We start from the raw sequence: 22,898 nt of genomic DNA, 5'->3' as shown, positions 1-22,898 counted from the left end.
CTGGGCTGACCAGCAGCGCACAGCGCGGCCGCCGGGCCGCAGGCCGGCCACAGGCCGCACTGCACGGCTCCACCCGGACCGGTCCATACTCCACCGCCAGTGCGTCCGGCTACTGGCGGAGTCATCTGGGTGTGATGGCGATGCCTTCGGGGTGGTGGCCGGTGCGCAGGGTGGCTCGTACCTTCGCCGGGGCCGGGTTGATGACCGAGACCGTGTCGGAGCCTTCGTTGGTGACCCAGACGCGGCTTCCGCCCGGGCTGACCGCCACGCCCTGCGGCGTCTTGCCCACGGGGACCCGATGCAGGACGCCGCCGGTCTTGGTGTCGATGACCAGGAGCGTGTCGGCGCCGGAGTCAGCGGCGTACAGCCGCTGTCCGCCCGGACTGACGCCCAGGCCCAGGGGGGCCTTGCCGACCGGCCAGGTGGCCGTCACCTTGCGGGTGGCGGGGTCGATGACCGAGACGGTGCCGGAACCGGTGTTCGCGACATACATCCGGTCCCCGCGCTCGGTGGCAGTGATACCGCTGGGGAAGTCGCCCACCGGGATCTGTGCCACCGGCGCCAGAGTCTTGGACAGGACGGTGACCGTATTGGTGCCGCTGTTGGTGACGTAGGCGGTGCCGTCGGGCAAGGTGGCCACGCTGTGCGGCAGTTCACCGGCCGCCGGAGTCGCGACGACCTTGCGGCTTGCGGTGTCGATCACCGATACGTTGTCGCTGCCCCAGTTCGCCGCGTAGACCCGCTTGCCGTCGCGGCTGGGCACGGCCGAGAAGGGGTAGGAGCCGACCGGCACCGTCGCCACCACCTTGTGACCGGTGGTCTCGATGAAGGAAACGGTGTTGGACCGGCCGTTGGCCACATACACCTGCGCCCCTTCGGGGTCGGCGCCCACACCGGTCGGACCGGCGCCCACGCCGGTGGTGGTGACCGGCCGTTCCAGGCGCACGTCGTAGGAGGAAGCGGTGCCCGAGCCGCTGTTGGCCACATAGGCGACGATCCGCATCGGATAACCCTTCGCGGACGTGTCTCGCGGTGGCCAGGGGGTGGGCGGCGGCTCGGCCGACGCCGCGGCCGAGGTATAGGCCATACCGGCCAGCAGGCAGCCCAGAGCCACCCGCAGTACAGAGCGGTAGCGCACACAAGTGCGTTTCTTGGCGGTCATGCCCAGCCAAACGCGTCGACCCCGGGTCCCGCACGGCCACCTGGCGATTTCGTTCTTTCGCATGGCGGCATCTGAGCCAAGTCGCCCATTGAACGTACCGGGGGGTTATGTCGGAGCCGCAGCAGCCTGGTTCGGCGGCGCGCCCTGGGCAGTAGCCCACCGGCCCGCGGCTGTGCCGCTTCCTCCGGGGGCAGTGGCGAAGTAGGCGAGGTAGGCGCGGTAGCCGTCGTATACCCCGATACCCTCCAGGCGGTCCGTGGGCCAGTCACGGACGTACGACCCCCCCCCCCCCCCCCCCCCCCCCCCCCCCCCCCCCGCCGGGGGGGGGGGTTCAAGGGCGGCGCCCCGCATGCTCCGGGCCGCTGAGGTGATGCGTGCAGCGGTCGAGTCGGCGTCGTGGCCGTGGGTGTGGGCGGAGGCACACCCGGCGTAGAAGGCGATGGGGATGGTCCGGTGGCCGGTGAGCAGGCAGGGTGACCGTATGCCGAGGCGGCGCAGTCCGGCGGCGGTGCGGGCGTAAGCGCGGCCGTGGTGGAGCGGTGCACGGTGTGTTCCAGCACCACGTACCGCACGGTCAGATGACCCGCGAGGGCGTCCGCCACCAGCGTGACGGCTGGAGCCCGCCACCGTCGCCGGGGTGCGGTGACAAGGTGGGTGAGGGCGTCGGCGACCGGGATCGCGAGGAGTGCGTAGGCGGGCGGGCAGCAGGAGTCGCGGCGCCGCATAGCCGTTCACGAAGACGTACGGGAACGCCGACGACGCCGCGCAGGTCAGGGCCAGCAGGGTGCCCGCCGCCCGGCCCGCTCGCTTTGCGGCCACGAGGCCCGCTGCCGCGAGGAACGGAAGCGCGAACCACCACGCGGTGACGGCCGCGCTGGGCAGGGCTCGGCGTCGCCAGCCGTCAGGCCGCCGAGCGCCGCTACCTTCGTGGGCGCCCCGGCCCGGCCAGGACCACCGGCACATTCATCGAACGGGAACTCCGCCGCTGCTTCCGCTACTCGTGTCCGAAAGCAGCGAACCACGGCCGTCAGGCCATCAGGCCGTCCTGATGATCCCACCGTGGACGAGGATGTCGCTTCCAGCGATGGCACCCGCCCGCGGAGAGGCGAGGAACACGAGCGTCGCCGGGCCCCTCAGGGGATCAGGCCGGCGCTGGTCAACCAGATGTGTTCGCAGGTCGCCGACGCCTCCTGGAGCTTCTCTCGGGACTCCTGAGAGGCGTGGTAGAAGGTCCGCTCGATCATCCAGCACAGCACGCGTGCCATCGCCGGGGCCTGGTCCGGTGCGGCGCCCGACTGGACGCCGGCGCGCTCCAGGACAGCGGTGATGGCCGCGATGAACAGGTCAGCCGTGTGCTCCCACAGCTCTCCGATCTCCGGCACGGTCAACGACAAGTCGATCGCCGTGCGCATGACCAGGCCGTGCTCATTCCACAGCTCGACCGTACGCCGCAAGGCCGCCGCGATGGCCTGGCGTGGCTCCTCGGTCCGCGCGGTGGCTTCGGACCGTTCCCACAGGTGCTCGACGGTCCGGGCGACGAGTGCCGTGACCACTTCCTGCTTGGAGCCGAAATAGAAGTACAGGGCACCACGTGTGATGCCCGCGCCCGCGGCGATGTCTCCGACGGTCATCGCGTCGTAGCCCTTCTGCACCAGCAGGGCCTCGCAGGTGTCGAGGATGGCCCGCTCCCGGACATCCCCCTTGCGCTCGGCTTTGCGGCGGCTCCGCGCGCGCTGGTCGCCGGGCATCAGAGCTGAGCACCCTCGGCGAAGTCGGTCGTACGCGAGAGCGTCTCCCACGTACGGATGTCCTCGTCCACGGCCGAGCGCGCGGCGGTGACCAGCCGCAGCGCGTCCGAGCCCAGGACGAGGTGGGCCGGGGGCTCCTCGACCGACGTGATGTGCACGACCGCTTCCCCGGCCTTGGCAGGATTGCCCAGCTGGTTACCGCTGGCCTTCTGCCGCGCCTCCCGGATGGGCGTGAACAGCTCGTCGTAGTCATCGATGGACTGTGCGGCTCGTGTCATGGACCGCCCGGCCCAGTCGGTGCGGAAGGAGCCGGGCTCAATCGCCGTCACATGGATGCCGAACTGCGCGACCTCCTTGCCCAGCGCCTCCAGGATGCCTTCCAGGGCGAACTTGCTGCCGCAGTAGGCGGACATGCCGGGCACAGCCATCAGTCCGCCCATGGAGGTGACGGCCATGAGGTGTCCTCGGCGGCGTCGGCGCATGTGGGGCAGCGCCGCCTGCAGGGTGGCCGCCGCCCCGAACACGTTGACCTCGAACTGCCGCCGCACCTCGGCCAGCGGGGTTTCCTCGAAGGTCCCCTCCAGGCCGTAGCCCGCATTGGCGATGACCACGTCCAGCGGGCCGACGCTGCTCTCGACCTCGGCAACCACGCCGGTTACGGCGTCATCGTCGGTCACATCCAGGATTCGGCCGTGAGCGTGCCCGGGCCTGAGCTCTTCGAAGGACCGCAGGTCCCTCTCGGAACGGACGGTGCCGACGACGGTGTGCCCGGCGGCCAGAGCAGCCTGGGCAAAAGCGCGCCCCAGACCAGTGCTGACGCCGGTGATGAGCCAGTTGCGCTTGTTCACGGTTCTTCTTCCAGAGAGGTCACGTGAGAGCCGGATCGCCCTCCTCAACAAAAGACTACACAGTGTCGATTTTTATAGTTACCGTGTCGATTCTGCTAGCGCTACCCGTAGGCAAGGTCGCCCCCTTCCTCCTCGCACCGAACCGGACGAAGCCGCGCGGGCCGCGCCCGAGCAGGGGGTGACCGTGCGGCACGGCCATGGCTCACCCTTGCGCGCCACCGCTCCCCGGCCGTGCACCGCAGACTCCTCTCCCGCTGCCCACCGCTCAACGGCGGCCCCGACGTTCCAGCAGTCCCGATGCAGCGCAAGGCCCACCGCGAGCACGAGAACCGCGTCAACTCTGCTTCGACTGCCACGAGTTCGCAGAGAAGCAGGAAAAGACGGTGGGCAAGGGATGGCTGGTGGATCGCTCGGGGCGAGTAGGCGCGTAGGCGCGATCCGCGATCACCGCGTCCGGCCTCGTCCGGCCTCGTCAGCGGTCGTCCCGGGCCGGAGCGGGGAGCACGGATCGCGGCCATGACGCTCGTGGACGCGGGCGTGTCACCGGCTTGCCCCGCCGCACGACGAGCGCCAGCGGGCGGGCTCGGGCGTCACTGACAAGATGCACCTTGGTGCTGAGCCCTCCCCGCGAGGGGCCGATGCCGATGGTGTGGTCGACGGGTTCGCCAGGGCGGTCGGCACCCTGTGCGGGCGCCAGCGGCGTGCTGGTGGGTCCGGCACACCGTGGAGTCCACCGACGCGGCCCAACCGATGTGGCGGCGATCCGTACTTGCGCAGGTTCTGGCGGAACGCCGATGCCGCGCGGCGGACGCGGACGGCGCTGTCACCGGCCGAGCAGCGCTTCGAGGAGCGCTTCGAGGAGCGCTTCGAGCAGCGCCCCACTGCGCACCGCTGCCTCAGCGACGCGGTGGGCGACCAGATGACGTTACTCGCGGGGAAGGCAACGCGATGAGGTGGCCGTTCCTGTACGCCCGTGCACGGCAAGTGCGGTGGGCAAGCTACCTTCGGGTGGCGGTAGCCGACGGAAGCTCACCGAACCGCGTACGGTACTCGCTCGCGAATCTGCCGAGATGAGTGAAGCCCCAGCGATACGCGATGTCTCCGATGGGGTCATCGGTCGTCAGGATGTCGTGGCGTACTCGATCCAGCCGGAGGCCGCGAACGTTCCGCATGGGCGATGTGTCGAGCTCTTGCCGGAACATCGCGGTGAGCGTCCGTGCGCTGCACCCGGCCGCCTCCGCGATCCGGCCCAGGGAGAGCGGCTCCGGCAGGTTGTCCTCGATGAAGGCGAGGGCCGACCGCAACGCCTTGGGGCGCGGCGCGGCGGGCTCAGCGCGCAATGTGTGGGTGTGGGTGTGTGGCTGGGCCAGCAGCAAGGCGGTCACGATGCAGCGCACTTGGCTCTGTTGCAGCTCCTGCCGTTGGAACAGCGGGTCACCGGAGTCGAGCTGCTCGATCAGGGACTCGATCAGCAGCTTGACCGCTCGGCCCTGGGGTCGGGACAGGTCGAGCGGCAGGTCGAAGCGGACGGCTGGGGCATCGGGACGTCCGGTGAGCGCCGCGAACTCGCGCTGGACGAGAGCGGTGTCGATCCGCAGGCCGATGAAGCGCGTCCCGTGCCGGTACGGCCGGAGTTCCTGGGCGTCGCCGGGGTTGTAGATTCCGGCCCTGGTCTGGTGGAGGACGGTCTGCCGGCCGCCGCGGCGCGCGGCGATCTCACCGGCAAGACCCAGGTTGATGAAGTACGAGTCTCTGCCGGGGTCCGCATCGACCTGAACCGACAGCGGGGAGACGAAGTAGCCGACGGCAAAGCCCGGGGCCGCGACGCCGCGCAGCACGTGGTCACCCTCGTGTAGCGGACCGAGGGGCCTGACGCTGACCGCCCCACCGAAGAGCCGGGCCGCGGAGTTGAGCAGGGTCACCGGATTCCGGGAATACGTGAGGGTGTAGTCACGTAGAGGACTCGACAACACGCTTAACCTCCTGGCCCGAGGATGCCACCTTCTCACCGGCCGCTTGCCTGGGCCAAGGAGCCGCGGGGCCAGTCGGCGAACCGGTCCCCCACGAACACGTTCTTCCCCTGCGCGTGAGCGCAGAGGCAGTGGTCACCTTCGGGTCACTCGGCCCAGCACTTGTCGGCCAAGGCTCAGGAGCTGAGCTGTACGAGGAGCGTGCGTTGGCGGCCGGGCCTTGGTCGTGCCGCCCACGCTGGACAGGCGGCCGCGGGGTCCTGGTCCAATTCCGGTGTCCGATAAACGTTTCAAGACCCGTCACCGGAACCGGAGAAGATCCGCTCGAACCGGACTTGGTCCGCGCCGCTGCCCGTCTACCTTGGCCGGACGCATCACCGAGGAGGCTGGAAGAATGCAGAACACAGGCGGCGTCCGGTCGGCGCTCATCGTCGGTGCCGGCATCGCGGGACTGACTGCGGCGAGCGCCCTGGCCCGGCGGGGATGGCTCGTCGAGGTCGCCGAGGCGAAGGCCGAGGGCACCACTGTCGGCTGGGGGCTGAGCCTGACCGGCCCTTCGCTCCGCGCGCTGGACCAGCTCGGGCTTGCCGAACAGTGCCTTAATACCGGATACGGCATGCGCGTGATCACCAACACTGACGCCCGTGGAGAGGTGACCTCTGTCGCACACCCCGGTCTGCTCGGCGCAGCACGTCCCGCTATGGCGGGGATCGCGCGCCCGGAGCTGCACCGCATCCTGCGCCTGGCGGCGCTGCGGCTCGGGGTGCGGATCCGCTACGGGCTCAGCGTCTTCCGACTGGCACAACAGGCCGGACAGGTCCTGGCGAAGCTGACCGATGGCACGACGCGCAGCGTCGACCTGCTGGTGGGTGCCGACGGCATCCGCTCGGTTGTGCGGGACCTTACTGGCCGCGCCACCCCGATCGACTACCACGGGCAGATGGTGTGGCGGGCGCTCGTACCACGCCCTGACTGGGCCACCGGGATCCATACATACGCCAGTCCCCGGTACCAGGCGGGACTTGTGCCGATTTCCGCGAACCAGGCCTACGTCTTCCTCACAGAGAACGGGGTGCGTCCTGACGTGCTGCCGGACATCGAACTCGCGGAGCGTCTGGCCGGACTGCTGGCGCCGTTCGCCGAGCAGGTGGCCGAACTCCGGCCGCTGGTCGCACGCTCCGCTTCGGTGGTCCGGCGGCCGGTGCAAACTGTGATCGTTGAAGCGCCCTGGTCTCACGGCAACAGCCTCGTGATCGGGGACGCCGCGCACGCGCCCTCGCCTCAGATGATCAGTGGCGCCGCCCTGGCCATTGAAGACGGCCTCATTCTCGCCGAGGAGCTGGACCGGCAGCAGGACGTGCCAACGGCTCTCAAGTCGTTCACCGACCGCCGCTGGGAACGGTGCTCAGTTGTGGTGCAGACCTCGGTGGCGATCTCCCGCCTCGAACAGGAACAGCGGCACCGCGACTCGTACCGACTCATCGAAGCCTGCCACCGTCAGATGGCGCATCCGGCGTGACGACGAGTCGCCACGACGACACGGGGGCGGGCCCGCTTCCGCCGGATAGGCCGGGCAGCTTCGTGCGCGTCAGACGGTCGTTGGTCCCGGGTGGGTCGTTGGCTGACGCGCAGCGGGGGCGGAAGCGAATGCCATCACCCAGCCCGGCCACGTCCTGGCGGTTACGTGGCCGGGCCGAAAGCCCGCGGTGGTGCGTCACAAGGCCTGACCGGCCCTTTTCGCCCGCGGCGGAGTTCCCTCCGAGAGTGTTGATCATACGGTGCATGACGTGGACGTCGAGCCCGAACAGGCCGTCGCGGCTCATGGGGCAAGCTTGACGACCAAAGACCCCTGTGAGGAAGGCGCCGCCATCATGACCGACGAGCGTAACGTCCAGCCGCCGCCCACTGTGGTGATGGCGCAGCTGTTGGACGGGTTTCTGCTGTCCCAGGCCTTGTTCGTACTCGCCGACGCGGGGGTCGCGACGATTCTGGACGAAGAGGGGCCCCAGACGGTCGCGACCCTGGCGGAGCGCACCGGATCCGATGTTGATGTGCTCGCGCGGCTGATCCGTTCCGTCACGCCTCACGGCGTCTTCCGGACCGATGGGGACAAGGTGGCGGTCACGGAGCTCGGCGCGACCCTTTCGGAGAGCCACCCGCAGTCGATGCACGGCATCGCGGTGGGAGGCATGCACCTGCACTATCGAGCCGTGGCCGAGCTCAGTCACACCTTGCGGACCGGGGAGTCCGCCGCGTCGAAGTACTTCGGCAAGTCGTACTTCGATCACGTCGCCACTGACCCGGCCCTGGCTGCGCTCTTCGGACGAGCGATGGCGGTCTTCGCCAGGACCCTGCGGGCGGGACTCTTCGAGGAGTACCGGCTTCCGGCCGGTGAGCTGATCGCCGATCTCGGGAGCGGAGACGGCACCGTCCTCACCGAACTGCTGCGCTCGGACGAGCGGCCCGACCGGCGGGGAATCGTCTTCGACCTGCCGGGCGTCGTCGAATCCGCGCACGCGGTGCTCACCGCCGCTGGCATGAGCGAACGCGTCGAGGTCGTCGCCGGGAACTTCTTCATCGAGGTACCACGAGCGGACATCTACCTGCTGAGCTGGATTCTCCACGACTGGAGCGACAAGGAGGCTCTCGAAATCCTGCGGTCCGTCTGGAACGCGGCTGCGTCGAGTGCCCGGCTGATCGTCGTCGAGCAGGCCGTGCCCGCGGGTGATGAGCCACATCCGTCCAAGCACATGGACCTCGTCATGCTGAGCCTGCTCGGTGGGAGAGAGCGCACCGAGACCGAATACCGGGCGTTGCTGGACGCCGCCGGGTTCACCGTCGAACGGGTCGTGTCCACCCCGACCCCCTTCGTGATGATCGAAGCCGTCAAACCGTGACCCCCAGCCGTGAAGCGCGGTACTGGTAGTAGTGCGGAGCTCCGCCGGACAGATAGGCGATGGGGGCCCAGCAGCTGAAAGAGGGCCCCCTCCCGATCACGGCGGCACCAGCGGCCCGGCTCACTTCCGCCTCAACGGGGTGCGGCTCAGCCTGCTCGGGACGCTCACCGGCAAGTGACCCGTGACGGCCGTCCCCGTCCATCAGGAAGAACACCGAACGCGTGTGCCGCCGTCACAGCACGCTCACACACCCCGTTCAGAGTGACGGCATGACCACTCGGACTGATCGACGATCTCACCCGCACTCGGCGTGGCACCGGACGAGCGCTCTGGCAGTGCTCTTCGGGCTCGTGACCACGGCACCCCTCGTCCAGACCACGGCTGAGGCGGCGCCTGCCTCCGAGGGCCCGCCCTCGGGCCTGGCAGCGTTCCACTCCCAGACCCCGAAGTGGACCCCTTGCGACTTCGACGCGTCCGTCGACTGCGCGTCCATCGACGTACCGATGGACTACGCGCACCCCGACGGCAAGAAGATCACCATTGCGGTCAGCAGGCAACGGTACTCAGCGAGCCCTTCGTGGCCGTGCTGCCGTCCACTCATCCCAGGCCACTCAACGGTCCGTGCCGCTCGCACAGTAGGCGGACTCGCCCTTCGTGCTGCTGCCCCGCGCGGTCGGCCCGACACTGCACGACCAGATCATCGGCCTGTGCACCGCAGCAGGGTTCACACCGCAGGTGGTCCAGCACGCGGTGGAGTGGCAGACCGTGTGCGCCCTCGTGGAAACCGGTCTGGGCGTCTCCTCGGCCCCGGCGAGCATCCGACGCATCCGCCTCAAAGGCGTCGCCTTCCGCAGGATCGAACCCGGCACGGCCCGCACGCGAGTGGCCGTCGCCTGGCGCAAGTACGACCATGACCCTCTGGTCACAAGCCTGCTGGCGACCATCAGCCAGGATCCACCCGACCGGCCCCAGTAGTGCTTCGTCCGGTCTTTCCGGAGGCGTCGCTCAGGAGGAACATGCAGGCCTTGCAGCAGTTCGTCAGCCGGTTGCCGTGGGACTGGACGCCGGTGCGCCGTCCTTCGCCGGTCTGGCAGGTGGCGAGAGGCGTCGTCCGCAGTTCGGCGATCGAGCCGAGCGGTCAGGACGCGCGGGGCTGGCTCCCGAAGGACGCCAGGGAGGTCACTGCGCCCACGGTTTGGTTATGCGAACAGGCGCGTGAAGACACCGAAGGGTCGGTGGTCGGGGCAGGACTGGTCAGGCCGGACGGCACGGCGTCGCCTCGTGCGCCGTCGCCACACCGTTTGAGGCGAACCTGGTCCCTCGCCGTCGCTCGCGCGTCCGGCGCCGATGATCTGCCCGTCCCCATCGCGCCGGACGTGGACCGTATGCTTGCCGCTGGTGAGGGGGCGGGAGGCGAGCTGCTCGCTGAGGGCGGCGGCTTCGTGGGTCAGGACGAAGACCAGCCACCTCCTACCGCGCACCAGACGGGCCTCGCGCGTCACTTCCCTGCGGCCACAACAAAGGGCCATTTCCCGCAGGCCATTTCCCGCAGGGGCACGACCACGCCCGTCTCACCATGACGAACAGCCATGCTGTCGCCCATGAGCACCCTCTGTTTCCGCGACGGTCGACAGCCACGTACGGACGCAGCAGCCGGGCCCGCCGCCGGTTGCCCAGGACCGCCGGGACATATGTGTGCATGTCGCCATTTTCGGGTACCTCGGCGGCACGCGGGTTCGACTGCATGGACTTGCCGGAGCCAGGTGGCCGGACCGCGACCGCTGCTGCACCAGAACAAGCATCCGCACGGAGGTAGAGCATGAGCGAGCAGACGCCGTCCCAAGCAGAGGGCGAACGGCCCTCGGATGCCGCGGACGAGGAGACATCCTCTTCCCAGGCTGCTGAGGCACCGCGTACGACGCCTTCCCAGGCGGAAGGCGACGACGACCAGGAGAAGGACGACGACACGGCAACGCGCTGAACCGTCGGAAACGCGCGCGCGGGGGGGTCCGTGTCGAACTGATGAGGACGCTCATGCCGGGCAGCAGTCGGACGGCCCATCGTCGGCTGATTGCTGCCCTGTGCGTGCCCGCAGCGCCCGCGCCGCACCCATCCCTGGGCACACCGCATATCTCCGAGTCCCCGGAAAGAGACCCGTATGAACCGCATCAAGGAGTCAACCAGGCGGATCGGGGGCGCTGGCGGCGAGCAGGCCCACACCTCCGCAAGCCATACCGTGGTCCTTGCCGCCTTCGGTGCCTACACCGCCGCCTGGGGTGCGGCAGCCGCGCGGTGCAGGAAGGGCACCGCGGTCCCCTGGGAGCCCGCGGACATTCTGTGCACGGCCGCGTCCGTGTTCCGGCTGAGCCGACTGCTCAGCAAAGGCTCAGTGACCAGCCCACTGCGGGCGCCCTTCACGCGCCACATGGCGGCCACCGGACCGGCCGAAGTGAGCGAAAGCCCCCGCGGCGGCACCGCCCGCTCCACCGTGGGCGAGCTCGTGACCTGCCCCTTTTGCCTCAGCGTCTGGCTGACGACCACCTTCACCGGCGCCCGCTTGCTCTGGCCGCACGCCACTCGCACCGTGACCGGCGCTCTGACCGCCCTGGCACTGGCCGACACCATGCAGCTGGGCTACGACTGCCTGCTGCGAAAGAACGCCCACTGAGCCGACGAGCTGGCTTACAGCGAGATTTCGGCAGGTGACGTCGCGGTCACCCGAAGACGGCCACCTGGCGAATCGCTGCGACCACGCAGGCTCACGGCAGCGGCTTGGCTGGCGCTCCAGGCGGGCCATCGCGCGAGAAGGCACGCGCAGTTGTCGCCCCTTCCGTCAGTGAGGCCAGCCGGGTGGGGGGGGGGAGCAGCGATGGCGATCGGTACCACGACTTGCGCGCCGCCGGTGGGGTAGGCGGCTTTCTGTCGCCCGCCTTCGGCACCAGCCGCACCAATCCGCACAACGCCGCCCAGCCCCGCCGCGCGAAGGCTGGTGTACCTCACGGAGCGCGTGCGGACCGGACGATGGGTGAGGCGGCCTCGCCCCTTCAGGGCTGTCCCCCCGCGCAGGGGCATCGCTGCCTGGCTGTCCGGGTTACTCGGCCCCGTCCCGTCCGGCATCAGCGGCCGCCCTGTTGTCCCCCCTGCAATCGCAGAAGAGCGCGTGCGGCTCCCGAGAAGAGTCCCCCGAGTTGACGAACTGCATCCGCGTGCTCTCCTCCGGGTGGGGCTAGCCCCCGTGTCACCCGGGTGTCAGCAGGATGGGCGACTGATGTGACAGCACGGCACGCTGGGGCACGAACGACGTGAATAGACAGACGCGGGAGCAGTTGTGAAGGCACGTGCCAGAGCCATGACACGGTGGGCCGGAGTGTGCGCGGTGGCCGTGGCGGTCGCGGTGACAGGGGCCGTCCCGACGGCGGCCGGTGCCGTGCCCCGGACGGAGTCGACGCCGACCTCGCCGCCCGTCGGCCTCAAGGAGGCCATCGAGCAGACGGTCGCGGACGGCTTCCCGGGCGTAGTGGCGTACGCCAGACGCGGAGAGCGGGAGTCACGGATAGCGGCCGGGCTCGCGGACACGGCGCGCGGCGAGCGGGCGCGGCCGGACCAGCGCTTCCGGATCGCCAGCAACACCAAGGCGTTCGTGTCGACGGTGCTGCTGCAACTGGAGGGTGAAGGACGGCTCTCGCTCGACGACAGTGTGGAGACGTGGCTGCCCGGAGTCGTCCGGGGCAACGGCAACGACGGCGGGGCCATCACCATCCGCCAACTGCTCAACCACACCTCGGGGATCTACGACCCCACCACTGAGCCGGAGTTCTTCGCCCCCTACCTGGTGGGCCACGAGTGGGACCACGTCTACACCCCGCGCGAGGTGATCGCCCGGGCCGTCCGGCACGCACCGCACTTCGCGCCCGGCACCGACTGGAAGTACTCCAACACCAACTATCTGCTCGCCGGGCTGGTGATAGAGGCGGTCACACACCACAGCGCGCCCGCCGAGATCCAACGGCGGATCCTCGCCCCACTCGGCCTGGCGCACACCTCCTTCCCACTGACCGATCCGGACATCCACGGCCCGCACCTGCACGGCTACGACCTCAAGGGACGGGACGTGACCCGGTTCAGCCCGTCCTACGACTGGACGGCCGGAGCCATGATCTCCACCATCGACGACCTGGCCCGCTTCCACCGGGCGCTGTTCACCGGCAAGTTGCTGCGCCCCGCCCAGCAGCGCGCGCTTCAGACCACAGTGCGGTTGCCCAACGCCCCTGCATACGGACTCGGGGTGCAGCGCATGGACGTGGCGTGCGGATCCGAGGCGGACGCCACGTCGGTCACGGCCTGGGAGACCGACGGCAGCGGTCCCGGATTCACCAGCATCGCCCTTACCACCGCCGACGGAAAGCGGCAGCTGGTCCTCGCCGCCAACGTCTTCGACCTCGGTGCGGACTTGCAGCACGAACGCCCCTTCCCGCCGAGCAAGGGGCTGGAGGAGGCGCCAACAGCAGCCCTGTGCGGCTGACTTGAGTGGGGTGCGGATCATCCTTGCCGTGACGATAGAGACCAGGCGTCAAGGCTGATCGGGCGCTGGTGGTGTCGAGGCGGTCGGCGGAGAGATGCCGAGAGGATCCACTACCCTCCGTCTGCGGCAGACCCTTCGAAGCAATTTCCGCTCGGTGAGTGTGTTCGGTGGCGCAACAGATCGGCCGGTCCGCGAGTGTGCGCAAGATCAGCCGGTGGTCGCCTTGATCAGGTCGTAGGCCAGGTCGGGGTGGATGCCATCGGGGTTGGTCAGCCCCGCGTTCTCGTACCAGGAGGCATCGGCCTCCGGGTGCGGTCCGCTCACCCCGACACGGCCCTTGCCGTAGCGGGCGACGGCCGCGGCGGGGAGACCGTTGCCGGGGTAGGTTGCGAGCACTTCGACACCGGCAGTGCCGGCACCCCGGTCGAAGTGGAAGGCCGGACCGTCCTGGAAGTACATGTGACGCGGCTTGCCCCGCCAGGTCACCTTCAGAACGGTGTCGCGGTCGTCGTCGACCTCGGCGCCGCGGGAGTCGGCGTAGCCGTCCGTGTCGCCGGGCAGCAGGTTGAAGCCCGGATTGCTGCCCGCCAGGTAGGCGCCGAAGCACAGCCCGAGATAACTGCCGCCCTTCTCGACCCACGCGCGAAGGACATCGGCGGACCCCTCCAGGTCCCGCCAGGTCCGCTCCAGGTCGGCGCCGCCGCCCGGCTGCACGTACAGCTTCGCCTCGGCGAGGTCGGAAGCCTTCAAAGGGGCTTTGACGAACTTGGTCCGGTAATGCCGCGGCGATGTGCGCAGCACCTTGGCGATGGCAGGCGCGCAGTCGTCGCAGCCTTGCGGGCCGTCGTAGACCAGCGCCAGGGGGCGCTCGTCGGGCTGCCGCTCCTCAGCCGAGGACGGGGTGCAACCGGCAGTCAGCAGGGCGGCGGTCACGAGAGCGGCGACGAGGCCCAGAGGGCGACGAGCGGGACGTTTCTTGATCATAATCCCACTCTCCCGTTCCGCAGCCGATGGCCGGTACCCGCCGGTCGGCGGGAAGATCCCTCCGACCGGCGGGCAGGGCCCCCGACAGGCGGGGAGAGCCCCCGACCGGCGGGTGACCGCCGGTGCCGGACTGCACTGTGTTCTCGATCGCCAGGGACACGTTCCGCGTGCGTGCCCAGGCTGGGCATCGGACTTGTTCGATGTCTGGCCAGAGCCGGTACGTGGCCCGCGCATACGCGTTGATGCTCGGCAGCCGCACACTCAGCGGCGGACTGCGCACACAGCTGTCAGTCGCACCGGGGAGACGGGGTCTCGTACCGCGTGACCAGGGCCTGAACCCTCGACCAGCCCTCGTGAAGTGGCCGCACCGACGAAGGACGCGCAGGTTGGTAGAGACTCCCCCGAAGGAACCGGAAGGAAAGGGACAGACTGTGTCCAGATTGCCCCGCGCTGCCGCGACAGTCCTGATCGCCTCGCTCGCCCTGCTAGGAGGAGCCGCTACCGCCTCCGCGCAGCCCTCCGCCGCCGCGGTCGGCGCTCACCAGCCCGCAAACGACGGTCCCTACGGAGTCGACAACGACGCCGTCAACGTCGAGCACCACGAGGTCAACGTCGCGGCTTTTAGTGACATGGTCCTGGACTGACCAGGACCGCGGTACAAGCCCCGGCACCTGCACCAGGCGCCGGAGCGCGCGGGGTTGTGCGCGCCAGCTCCGTTCGGGCAGCGCAGGAACGTTACGCCGCCACCCATGCGGGTGACAGGTGGATGCGCATCCGCCAGGGCGGGCAAAGGTGCCTGCGACAACCTCCACACCTGCAGACAGGACCGTTGATGCGTCTTCGCCACGCCTTGACCGCCGTGCTCGGCGCTGCCCTGCTCCTGACCGCCATCCCTGGTTCCGCCGCTGCGGCGTCCGGGCAGTTCCGCTACTCCTACGTGACCGTCGACGGTGACGAGGCAAGCGGCTTCCTCAACAACCCGCCCAGCGACCGGTGCATCAATCTCCACGGTGTCGGCCAGGACAACCCCCAGCCCGGCCACTCGCCGAAAAACCGTACCGACACCTGGGCGACGGTCTTCACCGGAACCAATTGCCAAGGCGACTCCTTCCGCCTGCGGCCGCTCACCGGCGGGGCTTCGGAGCGCCTGAAAGTGCGGTCAGTCGTCTTCGGCTGAGAGCCCGGCAGGGGTTCAAGGACAACGACGGTCAGCGACAGTTCCGCCGGTGGCATTAGATCCCGTATGCCACTCCAATGGAGGTGAGTGCCGTGCTTGAAACGCTGGCGGCCATCGAATCCGAGGACGTCTACGAGCCGCCGGTGCTGGCCGAGGCGGGAGAGTTCGCCGAAGCCACGCAGGGCTCCTCGTACACGGGATGTGCCGAAGGTAGGTACAACCGTTACTACTGGTGCTGACCGGTCTTCATGGGTTTCGGCCTCACCTCTCGGGGCCGAATCGGCATCCGTCGCCGGACAGTCGGCGCTCGTCCCGTCGCCTTGGCCTGCGGGCTGGGGCGTCGGGCGCCGCCTCGACACGACCCCAGCACAAGGGACGAGGCCCCCGCTTCGTCCGCTGCTGCCTGGGCCGCGGGGCACTGTTGAGCCGTGGGTGTCTGTGGGGCGGGGACGTGTGCGGGGTCTGGGCCGAGCGGCGGGCATACGGCTGAGTATGGCGAGTGGTACCTCGCGGGGTGGTTCATCGTGCTTCCGGATTGTGACGGTGTGCGCGGACCGCGCGCGCACTCTGGCCTGGCTCACGGATACTGGGCCAAACACCGCCCGACTCGCCGCCCGCCTTGCCTCGCCGCTGCCGCATCCGCTGGCGGGCGCGGCGATGTGGAGTGGAGACTGTCTCACCGGGACACGCACTGCTCCTGGAGCCAGGGGGAAGCTGCCGTCCCGTCGCGTGGTGGCAGGCGCCGGAGGCCGGACTGCCTCTGGCCGAGGCGGCGCTCGCGCTGCGTTCGGCGCTGTGCGACGCGGTCGCCCTGCGGGTGCGCCCCGGGCAAGTGCTCGCCGCGGACCTGTCCGGCGGCATGGATGCCACCTCCTTGTGCTTCCTGGCCGCTGAGGCCGGTGCATCGCTGGTCACCGCGACCCTGCACTGGGAAGCACTGGGCAACGAGAACCAGCGCTACGCCCGGTACGCGGCGGACCGCCTGCCCGACATCGAGTCCCTGGTCTTCCCGTCCGCCGAACTCCCCTCCTGCTTCGCGGGCTTGGAGTGCCGCCAGGACCCCCCAGGCGGAGCCCTCCCCTGCACTGCGGGACCGGGAGATCCAGCAGCACATCAGCCGCGCGTTGCGTGCCCGGGGAGCCCACACTGCGCCTCACGGGGCATGGAGGCGACCACGCCGTCGTACCCCCCGCCTCCTACATCCATTCCCTGCTGCGCCGCAATCCTGCACTGGCGCTACGGCATGCGGCCGGGTTCAAAGCGCAACGGCGCTGGCCACTGGGTGAGACCGTCCGTGGGCTGCTGAGGGGCGGCTCCTATCCGGCCTGGCTGAACACGGCAGCGGGCAGGCTCCGCGAGGCCGCAGTCCCCTTTCCCCCATGCGAGACATGGGGACCGCGGCCGACGCTTCCGGAGTGGGCGAGCACGCGGGCCGCCGACCATGTCGCCACACTGCTGCGCTCCGCCGCCGAGCAGACGCGCCCGCTGGCCACCGACGTCTCCCGGCACGCCTGGATCCACCAGATGCGCGAGGCCGGAAGAATGGCCGGGCTCATCAACCAAACCCCTGTTGGCCGCTGCGATGGAGGGCTTGGTGCCCGAACACCTCCTGCTGCGCACCACCAAGGACCACTGTGACATCGAGTGGTACCGCGGCATGAGAGAGCACGGGCGTCAACTCGCCGAGTGGGCCGATACGTCACACCTGGTCGCCGCGGGCGTCGCGGAAGAGGACGGGCTGCGACGGGCTCTGCTCAGCCCCGGCCTGCAGATTGGCGGCGGTGGCGGGTCGGAGAACACCCTGGGCGTTGAGGCGTGGCTGCGCGACGTGGCCGCCCACCCCGTGCCCGCCTATCTCACCCACACCCCACGCCATCCGTTCCAGGAGCCCCTCACTGACTCAGGTGCTCATCGGCGTCGTCTACAGCCCCACGCGGGATGGGATGGTCAGGTACCGCGCGAGTGGTGTCGCGCCTCGGCCGCAGCCCCATGGGTGCCGCGCCAGGAAAGTCAGCGGCTGGCGGGTCAGGAGCCGATGTTGCTCCAGTCCTCTGCGTACAGGTTGTACAGCTTCTTGTGGGCGTCCTCCTGAGTCGGGTAGAGCACCTGGACGCGGATGGTCAGGGATTTCCCCTTCTCCACGATGTGCTTTCCCTTCTCGGGTGGCGGTGAGCCGAGCTGTACTCGTCCGTTGCTGCCGTCTTCGATGACCATTCCCCAGAAAGCGTCGGTGAACATCTTGGCCAGGACCGTGCCGTTGGGGAGTTCGCCGAAGCCGACGCGCCAGCGCTTCACGTCGGTCGCTCCGGCCTCCATCTTGATGTCGTAGGGGTAGATCCATTTTCCGTTTTCTTGCCAGGGGTGTCCGGCCATCTTGTACCCGACGGTGAGGTTCTTTTTCTCCACCGTGAAAGTCACCTGGGCCTTGGTCGACTTCTGTGTTCCCTTCACCGCCTCGACCGTCACCGTGTGGCTGCCCAGCTTCCAGCCGTCCTGGGGGGTGAAGTCCCACTTGTTGCCGGCGACCGGGACGCTGCCCAGCTTGGTGCTGCCCTCGGCCAGATCGACCGTATCGGCCTTGAACGCCCTGCCTTGCACGGGCGTTTTCGAGTCCACCTTCGCTCCGTCCTTGGGGGACGTGATCTGGACGGTCGGGGCGGGCTGGACGACGAAGAAGTTCAGGTACACCCTGCCGGACTCGCTGTCTCCACGCACAGCACTGGCGTGCAGCTCCTGTTTCCCGAGCGGCCAGTCGGAGTCCGGGACGTATGTCCACTTCCCGCTGCTCACAGCAGGTGTCCCCAGGAGCTTCTTTCCTCTGTACAGCCTTACCTTGTCGACCTTGGCGTCCGCGGTACCGCCGACGGGCTCCCGGCGGTTCTCGACCTGCGCGTCGGCTGCGGGGGTGGTGAAGACCGGAGGCGGGACGGGTTCCTTGTAGGCCAGGGCGGACTGGGCCTGATCGTTCCACGTGCCGTTGGGGCTTCCGATCAGTTTCTTCGTCGTCAGATCCTCGATCGAGGTCTTGGCGGGAACGGACAGCTGGTCGCCCTTCTGGTCGATGCGCGTGAAGAGGACGTTGTCCTTCGACGTGTTGTTGATGACGGCGCTGACACCGTCGCCACTCTGATCGAACCCGTAGTCACTGAAGTTGTTGGCCGTCGCACCGTACGGGATGACGAGGATGCTCTTGCGGTTGTTCATGCCGTTGAACTTGATGTCGGCGTAGAGACAGAAGCTGTCCGCCGGGCACGCATCCTTCCCAACACCCTGCTTGGTGTACGGGGTCTGCTGGGATGCTTGCGATGCCGTGGCCTCTGCCGAGTTCTCCTCAGGCATGGTTTCTCCTCTTGCACGCTTCGGTGCAATTCGCTTTGGGGTTTGTCGCGCCACCGCATGTCCCCCGTGCTCGGGCGCCGTAATTTCAGAGGAGCAGAAGCGCGCGAGGTCTGCATCCACAGCGGGGCCACTCAGCCGAGCCGGGCGTGCGGCACCGCACCTGCGGAACGGGCTCCTAACTCGCTGAACGGTCCCCGCTCGGGGCGCCTGGATCACGGCATGGACCGCAAAGGCGGGTGCTGCGTCGTTATCCCGGACGGCTGGAGCAACGGGGGTGGTTCGGGCCCGGGATCGGCGGCGACGACGACGCCCGCGGCCGCGTGGTCGAAACCGGTCGGCCAGCGAGTGTTCTCGCTGGCCACCGCGCCGGTCAGGCGGGCCTGGCGAAGGACGGCCGTACTCAGGTCGGCGCCACGCAGGTCGGCCAGGCGCAAGTCGGCGCGGTGGAAGACAGCGCCGCTCGCACCGGCCTTGCGCAGATTCGCCTCGCGCAGGTCCGCCTCGGTGAAGTCCGCGTCGCTCAGGTCGGTTTCGACCAGCCGTGCGCCCCGCAGGTCGGCAAGGACACAGCGGGCCCGGCGCAGGATCGCCGTTTTGAGGTCGGCGTGCCGCAGGTTGACCGAGACGAGGGACGCCTGCGTCAGGTTGGCGTGGTAGAGGCCCGCTGCCTCCATGCAGGACCGGTCGAGATTCACCTCATGCAACCACAACCCGTCGCAGTCGGCCCGGCGCAGATCGGTGACGCTGAGGTTGATCCAGGTCTGTTCCCGGGGCTGCAGGAGCAGTACGCCGAGCCCGGTCAGCGCCACCTGGGCGTCGGCGGCACGGATCTCCAGCGGCGCGACTTCGTTGATGGGCGCGTCCGCCGCCGAAGCCTCCGGTCCGCGCGGCGGCCAGGGCAGGTGGGTGCGCAGGTATGCGGCTTGGATGGAGATGACGGCCTCGCGGTCGCGGGCGGAATGCTCCGCGATCCGCCACAGCGCGTGGAGCCCGCCGATGCGTGTCTCCAGCTTGTCGCTGCCGAGCTGATCGACGGCCGTGCTGAACCGGTCGGTGACATAGCCCTCTTGGGTGGCCCGCAGACCGTCCTGGCTGACGCGCAGTTGCCTCCAGGTGGCGTAGGCGCCGAACAGCACGACCATGCCGCCCACGGCCTGCAAGAGAGTCGTACGGACGTCATTGACCGCTTTCAGCCGCTCCTGCGCGGCGACGCTCGCCCCCGCGAGATCGTGGTCGACCACCATGCCCGGCAGCACGATGAGCGCGGCCCCCAGAGCGGCCAGCACCGCCGCCCCGGCCAGCAGAGCCGCGATGACACGATGTCTGACCAGCCGGTCGTGCCACGTGCGGCGACCACGGCCCCGCTCCCCCGTCTCCATGGGCATGGGAGCCTAAGCGCCGCCCAGAAAACGATCAAGATGCACGACCCGCACTCCCGGCCGGTCGCACCCTTTGGTCGACCTGCCCAGCGCAGCCCCCCTCTCCTCCATGCCGTGCGGATGGTCAAGTTGTCGGCGCGAAGCCCGTGATGGCGTCGACGAGCGCGGCCGGAGCTTCCAGCGGGATCAGATGGCCCGTGTTCGCGATCACCATGACGTCGGCTCCGGAGAGGTAGGGCACCAGGTTGCTGACGAGTACGCCGACGGGCTCGACGCGGTCGTTCTCTCCGGCGATGACGAGGGCGGGGACGCTGATCATGCATGTTTGCTCACAGATGTCCTTTGCGATGCCATGCAGCGGCCACTCCGTGCGGGCGGCGTCGGCTCCGGCCCGCGAGTCGGTCGCGATCCGCGCTTTGACCGATTCGGGCAGCTCGGTCGCGGTGAGGATGTGATCCCGTGCGTCGGCGACGGACTCGTCGGAGTCATAGGCGTGGGAGAGGCCGGTGCGGTACTCGGGAGTGATCTCCACGGCGGGCTTGGCCGGAGCGGAACCGACGAGGACGATCCCTCGGAGAGCGGCGGGCCGGGCCGCCGCTATGAGCTGCGCGATCTTTCCCCCCATGGAATGTCCGACGAGGACGTAGTCGGTGACGCCCGCGTCGGCGATCACGGCGAGCGTGTCGTCGGCGAGCTGGCTGAGGGTGTAGGGGCCGGGCAGGCTGCTCGACCGGCTCCACCCGCGGAAGTCCATCGTGAGCGTGTCGCGTCCCGCGAGGCGGTCGACGACGAGGTCCCAGGTGCGGGCGGATCCACCCCAGTAGTGCAGAAACACCAGGGTCGGCCCGGCCCCCGGCGTGTGGTCATAAACGGGCAGTAGCGATTGCTGCGGCATGTTCATTTTTGGCTCTTTCGATCAGGGTTCCGAGGGGGTTTTCCGTGTGTGTTCATCGAATCTCTTCCGCTGGACCGGGTCATTGGCACGACGGGTCGCCCCATGGTGAAAACTGGACAGATGACCGTGATCCGGCAGATGACCTATCAGCCCGTCGGGCGCCGTGCCGCCGCTGTCGACACCCTCACGTTCGACCGCCTTCGCGAGCTGAACGACGGCGGAACACAGCGTGCCGACTTCCACGTCCTCGCCCTCGTCGACGCCGGGCACGGATCCGTCACCGTGGACTTCCTCCGGCACCCGCTCCAGGAGCGGTCCGCGGTGTGGGTCACTCCTGGAGCCGTGCACCGCTGGGATGACATCGTCGACGTGGCCGGGCACGTCGTACTGTTCATGCCGACCGCGCCGGTCACCCACGCCACCCGCCAGCTCGTCGCCTCGCCGGACCTGGTCGCGCACTGGCGCATTCCCGACGCGGACCAGCCGTTCGTCGACGCCGCGCGCGATCACCTCCTCCTGGAAGCATCCGCCCCGCCCGGGGACGCACCGACGGAGCTGCCCGGGATCCTGCTCTCCGCGCTCATCGCCCGCCTACGGCCCCCTCACGCCCAAGCACGGGCGGATCATCCGGTGTTCAGGCTGTTCCGGGCCAGTGTCGAGGCGCACTTCCGGGAACACCACGACGCCGGCTACTACGCCCGGACACTGGGATACGCGCCGCGCACCCTCACCAGGGCGGTGCGGCAGGTCACCGGCCGCAGCGCGAAGGCGTACATCGTCGATCGGCTCGTCCTGGAAGCCAAACGGCTCCTCGCACACGACCGCCTCACCGCCGCCGCCTGCGCCCATACGCTCGGCTTCCCCGACCCGTCCAACTTCTCGGTGTTCTTCCGGAAGGCGACAGGCATGCGCCCGGGCGCGTGGCAGGCAACGATGACCGCCCCGTGAAGAGGCGTACGCGACCGGGCTTCGCCACTTCGTGAGCGTCAGCGACGGCGGGCGTCAACCTAGGACTGCCACATCCAGGCAGAGAACACCTGTCTTCGCGACACTGCCTCCATGGGCAACAACAGCGAACTGGCGAATTTTCTGCGCAAGGCACGCAGTCAGGTGGACTTGAAGGGCGCAGGTCTTGCGCCGGACGGCCGTGCGCGGCGCGTGCCGGGGCTGCGGCGTGAAGAGGTCGCGCTGCTGGCGGGTGTGTCGACCGACTACTACACGCGGCTGGAGCAGGGGCGCCCCATCACCCCCTCGCCCGCTGTCGTGGAGGCGCTCTGCCGGGCTCTGCGTCTGGACGAGGCGGGGCGCGCCCACCTGCACGACCTCATCGGTGTGGCGGCGGCACCCGCACGTGGGCGTGGCCGGAGCGTCCAGAGACTGCGCCCGGGTATGCACCGGCTCGTCGACGCGCTCGATGAACCCGCCCTGGTGCTGGGCCGTCGCGGCGACGTGCTGGCCGCCAACCGGATGTGCAAGGCCTTGTTCACCGACTTCGACGCGATGCCTGTGCGGCACCGCAACTACGCACGCTGGATGTTCCTGAGTGAGGAGTCACGTGCGCTGTTCGTCGACTGGCAGGAGCATGCGCGTGCCGCGGTGGAGAGCCTGCGCCTGGAGGTGGGGCGCGACAGGGACGATCCGGGTACGAACGACCTCGTCTCGGAGCTGCGCGAGAAGAGCGCGCAGTTCAACCTCTGGTGGGAGGACCACCGGGTCCATCAGCGCACCTACGGCTCCAAACGCCTGCATCACCCTCTGGTCGGCGAACTGACCGTGGAGTACGAGACGCTCCTGCTGCCGGGAGATCCCGACACCGCACTGTTCMTCTACACCACCGAACCCGGCTCATCGTCCAAGCAGGCACTGGACCTGCTGGCCATGTGGACGCTCACCGACACCAAGGCGTCCCTGCCTCACACACCCCGGGAGCAGGAGGGACCTTGACGCTCCCTGGCAGCCACCTCGCAACGATTAGGG

21 protein-coding genes and 3 pseudogenes are annotated in these 22,898 nt (G+C 69.1%); 14 read left to right on the top strand and 10 right to left on the bottom strand.

Annotated features, from left to right (window positions below):
• Positions 1 to 121: 121 nt before the first annotated feature.
• Positions 122 to 1,162, bottom strand: a complete 1,041-nt coding sequence (locus tag AB8Z36_RS01930) for a YVTN family beta-propeller repeat protein (RefSeq protein ID WP_369211405.1) — start codon at positions 1,160 to 1,162, stop codon at positions 122 to 124.
• An 884-nt stretch (positions 1,163 to 2,046) separates the two neighbouring features.
• Between AB8Z36_RS01930 and AB8Z36_RS01925 the strand changes: the two are divergent.
• Positions 2,047 to 2,121: pseudogene (locus AB8Z36_RS01925) on the top strand (type III effector protein); the annotation flags it as partial.
• A gap of 174 nt (positions 2,122 to 2,295) precedes the next feature.
• Here AB8Z36_RS01925 and AB8Z36_RS01920 read toward each other — a convergent pair.
• The 3 genes and pseudogenes from AB8Z36_RS01920 to AB8Z36_RS42255 all read right to left on the bottom strand — a co-directional run.
• Complete coding sequence (locus AB8Z36_RS01920; RefSeq protein ID WP_369211404.1) at positions 2,296 to 2,910, bottom strand: TetR/AcrR family transcriptional regulator; 615 nt, start codon at positions 2,908 to 2,910, stop codon at positions 2,296 to 2,298.
• A complete protein-coding gene (locus tag AB8Z36_RS01915; RefSeq protein WP_369211403.1) occupies positions 2,910 to 3,758 on the bottom strand; it encodes an oxidoreductase in 849 nt (282 codons plus the stop codon). Before AB8Z36_RS01915 ends, AB8Z36_RS01920 begins: the two co-directional genes overlap by 1 nt.
• 398 nt (positions 3,759 to 4,156) lie before the next feature.
• Positions 4,157 to 4,510 (bottom strand): annotated as a pseudogene (locus AB8Z36_RS42255) (IS5/IS1182 family transposase); the annotation flags it as partial.
• A 17-nt stretch (positions 4,511 to 4,527) separates the two neighbouring features.
• Between AB8Z36_RS42255 and AB8Z36_RS01905 the strand changes: the two are divergent.
• A complete protein-coding gene (locus AB8Z36_RS01905) occupies positions 4,528 to 4,710 on the top strand; it encodes a hypothetical protein (RefSeq protein WP_369211402.1) in 183 nt (60 codons plus the stop codon).
• A 46-nt stretch (positions 4,711 to 4,756) separates the two neighbouring features.
• On the opposite strand, the gene AB8Z36_RS01900 is transcribed toward AB8Z36_RS01905, so the two are convergent.
• A complete protein-coding gene (locus AB8Z36_RS01900) occupies positions 4,757 to 5,680 on the bottom strand; it encodes a helix-turn-helix transcriptional regulator (RefSeq protein ID WP_369211415.1) in 924 nt (307 codons plus the stop codon).
• Between the two features lie 442 nt (positions 5,681 to 6,122).
• On the opposite strand from AB8Z36_RS01900, the gene AB8Z36_RS01895 reads away from it, so the two are divergent.
• The 7 genes and pseudogenes from AB8Z36_RS01895 (at position 6,123) to AB8Z36_RS01865 (ending at position 13,147) form a co-directional block, all read left to right on the top strand.
• Complete coding sequence (locus AB8Z36_RS01895) at positions 6,123 to 7,247, top strand: FAD-dependent monooxygenase (protein ID WP_369211401.1); 1,125 nt, start codon at positions 6,123 to 6,125, stop codon at positions 7,245 to 7,247.
• A gap of 268 nt (positions 7,248 to 7,515) precedes the next feature.
• Complete coding sequence (locus tag AB8Z36_RS01890) at positions 7,516 to 8,625, top strand: methyltransferase (protein ID WP_369211400.1); 1,110 nt, start codon at positions 7,516 to 7,518, stop codon at positions 8,623 to 8,625.
• Between the two features lie 556 nt (positions 8,626 to 9,181).
• Positions 9,182 to 9,600 (top strand): annotated as a pseudogene (locus AB8Z36_RS01885) (LysR family substrate-binding domain-containing protein); the annotation flags it as partial.
• Positions 9,601 to 9,641: 41 nt separating this feature from the next.
• Positions 9,642 to 10,205: a hypothetical protein gene (locus tag AB8Z36_RS01880; protein WP_369211399.1), complete on the top strand. Its 564-nt coding sequence runs from the start codon at positions 9,642 to 9,644 to the stop codon at positions 10,203 to 10,205.
• A gap of 239 nt (positions 10,206 to 10,444) precedes the next feature.
• Positions 10,445 to 10,606, top strand: coding sequence for a hypothetical protein (locus AB8Z36_RS01875; RefSeq protein ID WP_369211398.1), 162 nt, complete (start codon positions 10,445 to 10,447; stop codon positions 10,604 to 10,606).
• A gap of 177 nt (positions 10,607 to 10,783) precedes the next feature.
• The gene (locus AB8Z36_RS01870) at positions 10,784 to 11,293 is read left to right on the top strand and encodes a DUF1360 domain-containing protein (protein ID WP_369211397.1); all 510 of its coding nucleotides are present in this window, start codon (positions 10,784 to 10,786) and stop codon (positions 11,291 to 11,293) included.
• A 681-nt stretch (positions 11,294 to 11,974) separates the two neighbouring features.
• Entirely contained in the window at positions 11,975 to 13,147 is a 1,173-nt protein-coding gene (locus AB8Z36_RS01865; RefSeq protein WP_369211396.1) for a serine hydrolase domain-containing protein, read from the top strand.
• Between the two features lie 207 nt (positions 13,148 to 13,354).
• Here the strand turns inward: AB8Z36_RS01865 and AB8Z36_RS01860 are convergent, their stop codons facing one another.
• Positions 13,355 to 14,131, bottom strand: coding sequence for a BPL-N domain-containing protein (locus AB8Z36_RS01860; RefSeq protein ID WP_369211395.1), 777 nt, complete (start codon positions 14,129 to 14,131; stop codon positions 13,355 to 13,357).
• A gap of 832 nt (positions 14,132 to 14,963) precedes the next feature.
• On the opposite strand from AB8Z36_RS01860, the gene AB8Z36_RS01855 reads away from it, so the two are divergent.
• The 3 genes from AB8Z36_RS01855 to AB8Z36_RS01845 all read left to right on the top strand — a co-directional run bounded on the left by AB8Z36_RS01855 (position 14,964) and on the right by AB8Z36_RS01845 (position 16,614).
• The gene (locus AB8Z36_RS01855; RefSeq protein WP_369211394.1) at positions 14,964 to 15,308 is read left to right on the top strand and encodes a hypothetical protein; all 345 of its coding nucleotides are present in this window, start codon (positions 14,964 to 14,966) and stop codon (positions 15,306 to 15,308) included.
• Positions 15,309 to 15,400: 92 nt separating this feature from the next.
• Positions 15,401 to 15,547, top strand: coding sequence for a lasso RiPP family leader peptide-containing protein (locus AB8Z36_RS01850; protein ID WP_369211393.1), 147 nt, complete (start codon positions 15,401 to 15,403; stop codon positions 15,545 to 15,547).
• A 425-nt stretch (positions 15,548 to 15,972) separates the two neighbouring features.
• The gene (locus tag AB8Z36_RS01845; protein ID WP_369211392.1) at positions 15,973 to 16,614 is read left to right on the top strand and encodes an asparagine synthase-related protein; all 642 of its coding nucleotides are present in this window, start codon (positions 15,973 to 15,975) and stop codon (positions 16,612 to 16,614) included.
• Between the two features lie 393 nt (positions 16,615 to 17,007).
• On the opposite strand, the gene AB8Z36_RS01840 is transcribed toward AB8Z36_RS01845, so the two are convergent.
• The 4 genes from AB8Z36_RS01840 to AB8Z36_RS01825 form a co-directional block, all read right to left on the bottom strand.
• Entirely contained in the window at positions 17,008 to 17,184 is a 177-nt protein-coding gene (locus tag AB8Z36_RS01840) for a hypothetical protein (RefSeq protein ID WP_369211391.1), read from the bottom strand.
• A 149-nt stretch (positions 17,185 to 17,333) separates the two neighbouring features.
• Positions 17,334 to 18,647: an Ig-like domain-containing protein gene (locus AB8Z36_RS01835; protein ID WP_369211390.1), complete on the bottom strand. Its 1,314-nt coding sequence runs from the start codon at positions 18,645 to 18,647 to the stop codon at positions 17,334 to 17,336.
• Positions 18,648 to 18,859: 212 nt separating this feature from the next.
• A complete protein-coding gene (locus tag AB8Z36_RS01830) occupies positions 18,860 to 20,026 on the bottom strand; it encodes a pentapeptide repeat-containing protein (RefSeq protein WP_369211389.1) in 1,167 nt (388 codons plus the stop codon).
• Between the two features lie 124 nt (positions 20,027 to 20,150).
• On the bottom strand, positions 20,151 to 20,927 hold the full coding sequence (locus tag AB8Z36_RS01825) for an alpha/beta fold hydrolase (protein ID WP_369211388.1): 777 nt from the start codon (positions 20,925 to 20,927) through the stop codon (positions 20,151 to 20,153).
• Between the two features lie 114 nt (positions 20,928 to 21,041).
• Here AB8Z36_RS01825 and AB8Z36_RS01820 point away from each other — a divergent pair, with 114 nt between their 5' ends.
• Positions 21,042 to 21,869 carry a helix-turn-helix domain-containing protein gene (locus AB8Z36_RS01820; RefSeq protein ID WP_369211387.1) on the top strand — a complete coding sequence of 276 codons (828 nt, stop codon included), beginning with the start codon at positions 21,042 to 21,044 and terminating at the stop codon, positions 21,867 to 21,869.
• A gap of 111 nt (positions 21,870 to 21,980) precedes the next feature.
• Positions 21,981 to 22,865 (top strand): helix-turn-helix transcriptional regulator, encoded by an 885-nt coding sequence (locus AB8Z36_RS01815; protein ID WP_369211386.1) that lies wholly within the window; start codon positions 21,981 to 21,983, stop codon positions 22,863 to 22,865.
• Positions 22,866 to 22,898: the final 33 nt, after the last annotated feature.

The sequence above is a fragment of the Streptomyces flavofungini genome (genome assembly GCF_041028215.1).
Lineage (GTDB): Bacteria > Actinomycetota > Actinomycetes > Streptomycetales > Streptomycetaceae > Streptomyces > Streptomyces flavofungini_B.
Note: the sequence above shows the minus strand (reverse complement) of the source record. Positions and strands in the feature narration are given on the sequence as shown.

Bases quoted from the DNA above. Each gene is read 5' to 3' on its own strand.
- AB8Z36_RS01895 (WP_369211401.1), top strand. From the start codon at position 6,123: ATGCAGAACACAGGCGGCGTCCGGTCGGCGCTCATCGTCGGTGCCGGC.
- AB8Z36_RS01855 (WP_369211394.1), top strand. From the start codon at position 14,964: ATGCGTCTTCGCCACGCCTTGACCGCCGTGCTCGGCGCTGCCCTGCTC.
- AB8Z36_RS01825 (WP_369211388.1), bottom strand. From the start codon at position 20,927: ATGAACATGCCGCAGCAATCGCTACTGCCCGTTTATGACCACACGCCG.
- AB8Z36_RS01835 (WP_369211390.1), bottom strand. From the start codon at position 18,647: ATGCCTGAGGAGAACTCGGCAGAGGCCACGGCATCGCAAGCATCCCAG.
- AB8Z36_RS01865 (WP_369211396.1), top strand. From the start codon at position 11,975: ATGACACGGTGGGCCGGAGTGTGCGCGGTGGCCGTGGCGGTCGCGGTG.
- AB8Z36_RS01860 (WP_369211395.1), bottom strand. From the start codon at position 14,131: ATGATCAAGAAACGTCCCGCTCGTCGCCCTCTGGGCCTCGTCGCCGCT.
- AB8Z36_RS01830 (WP_369211389.1), bottom strand. From the start codon at position 20,026: ATGGAGACGGGGGAGCGGGGCCGTGGTCGCCGCACGTGGCACGACCGG.
- AB8Z36_RS01880 (WP_369211399.1), top strand. From the start codon at position 9,642: ATGCAGGCCTTGCAGCAGTTCGTCAGCCGGTTGCCGTGGGACTGGACG.
- AB8Z36_RS01875 (WP_369211398.1), top strand. From the start codon at position 10,445: ATGAGCGAGCAGACGCCGTCCCAAGCAGAGGGCGAACGGCCCTCGGAT.
- AB8Z36_RS01820 (WP_369211387.1), top strand. From the start codon at position 21,042: ATGACCGTGATCCGGCAGATGACCTATCAGCCCGTCGGGCGCCGTGCC.
- AB8Z36_RS01870 (WP_369211397.1), top strand. From the start codon at position 10,784: ATGAACCGCATCAAGGAGTCAACCAGGCGGATCGGGGGCGCTGGCGGC.
- AB8Z36_RS01840 (WP_369211391.1), bottom strand. From the start codon at position 17,184: ATGGCGTGGGGTGTGGGTGAGATAGGCGGGCACGGGGTGGGCGGCCAC.
- AB8Z36_RS01920 (WP_369211404.1), bottom strand. From the start codon at position 2,910: ATGCCCGGCGACCAGCGCGCGCGGAGCCGCCGCAAAGCCGAGCGCAAG.
- AB8Z36_RS01930 (WP_369211405.1), bottom strand. From the start codon at position 1,162: ATGACCGCCAAGAAACGCACTTGTGTGCGCTACCGCTCTGTACTGCGG.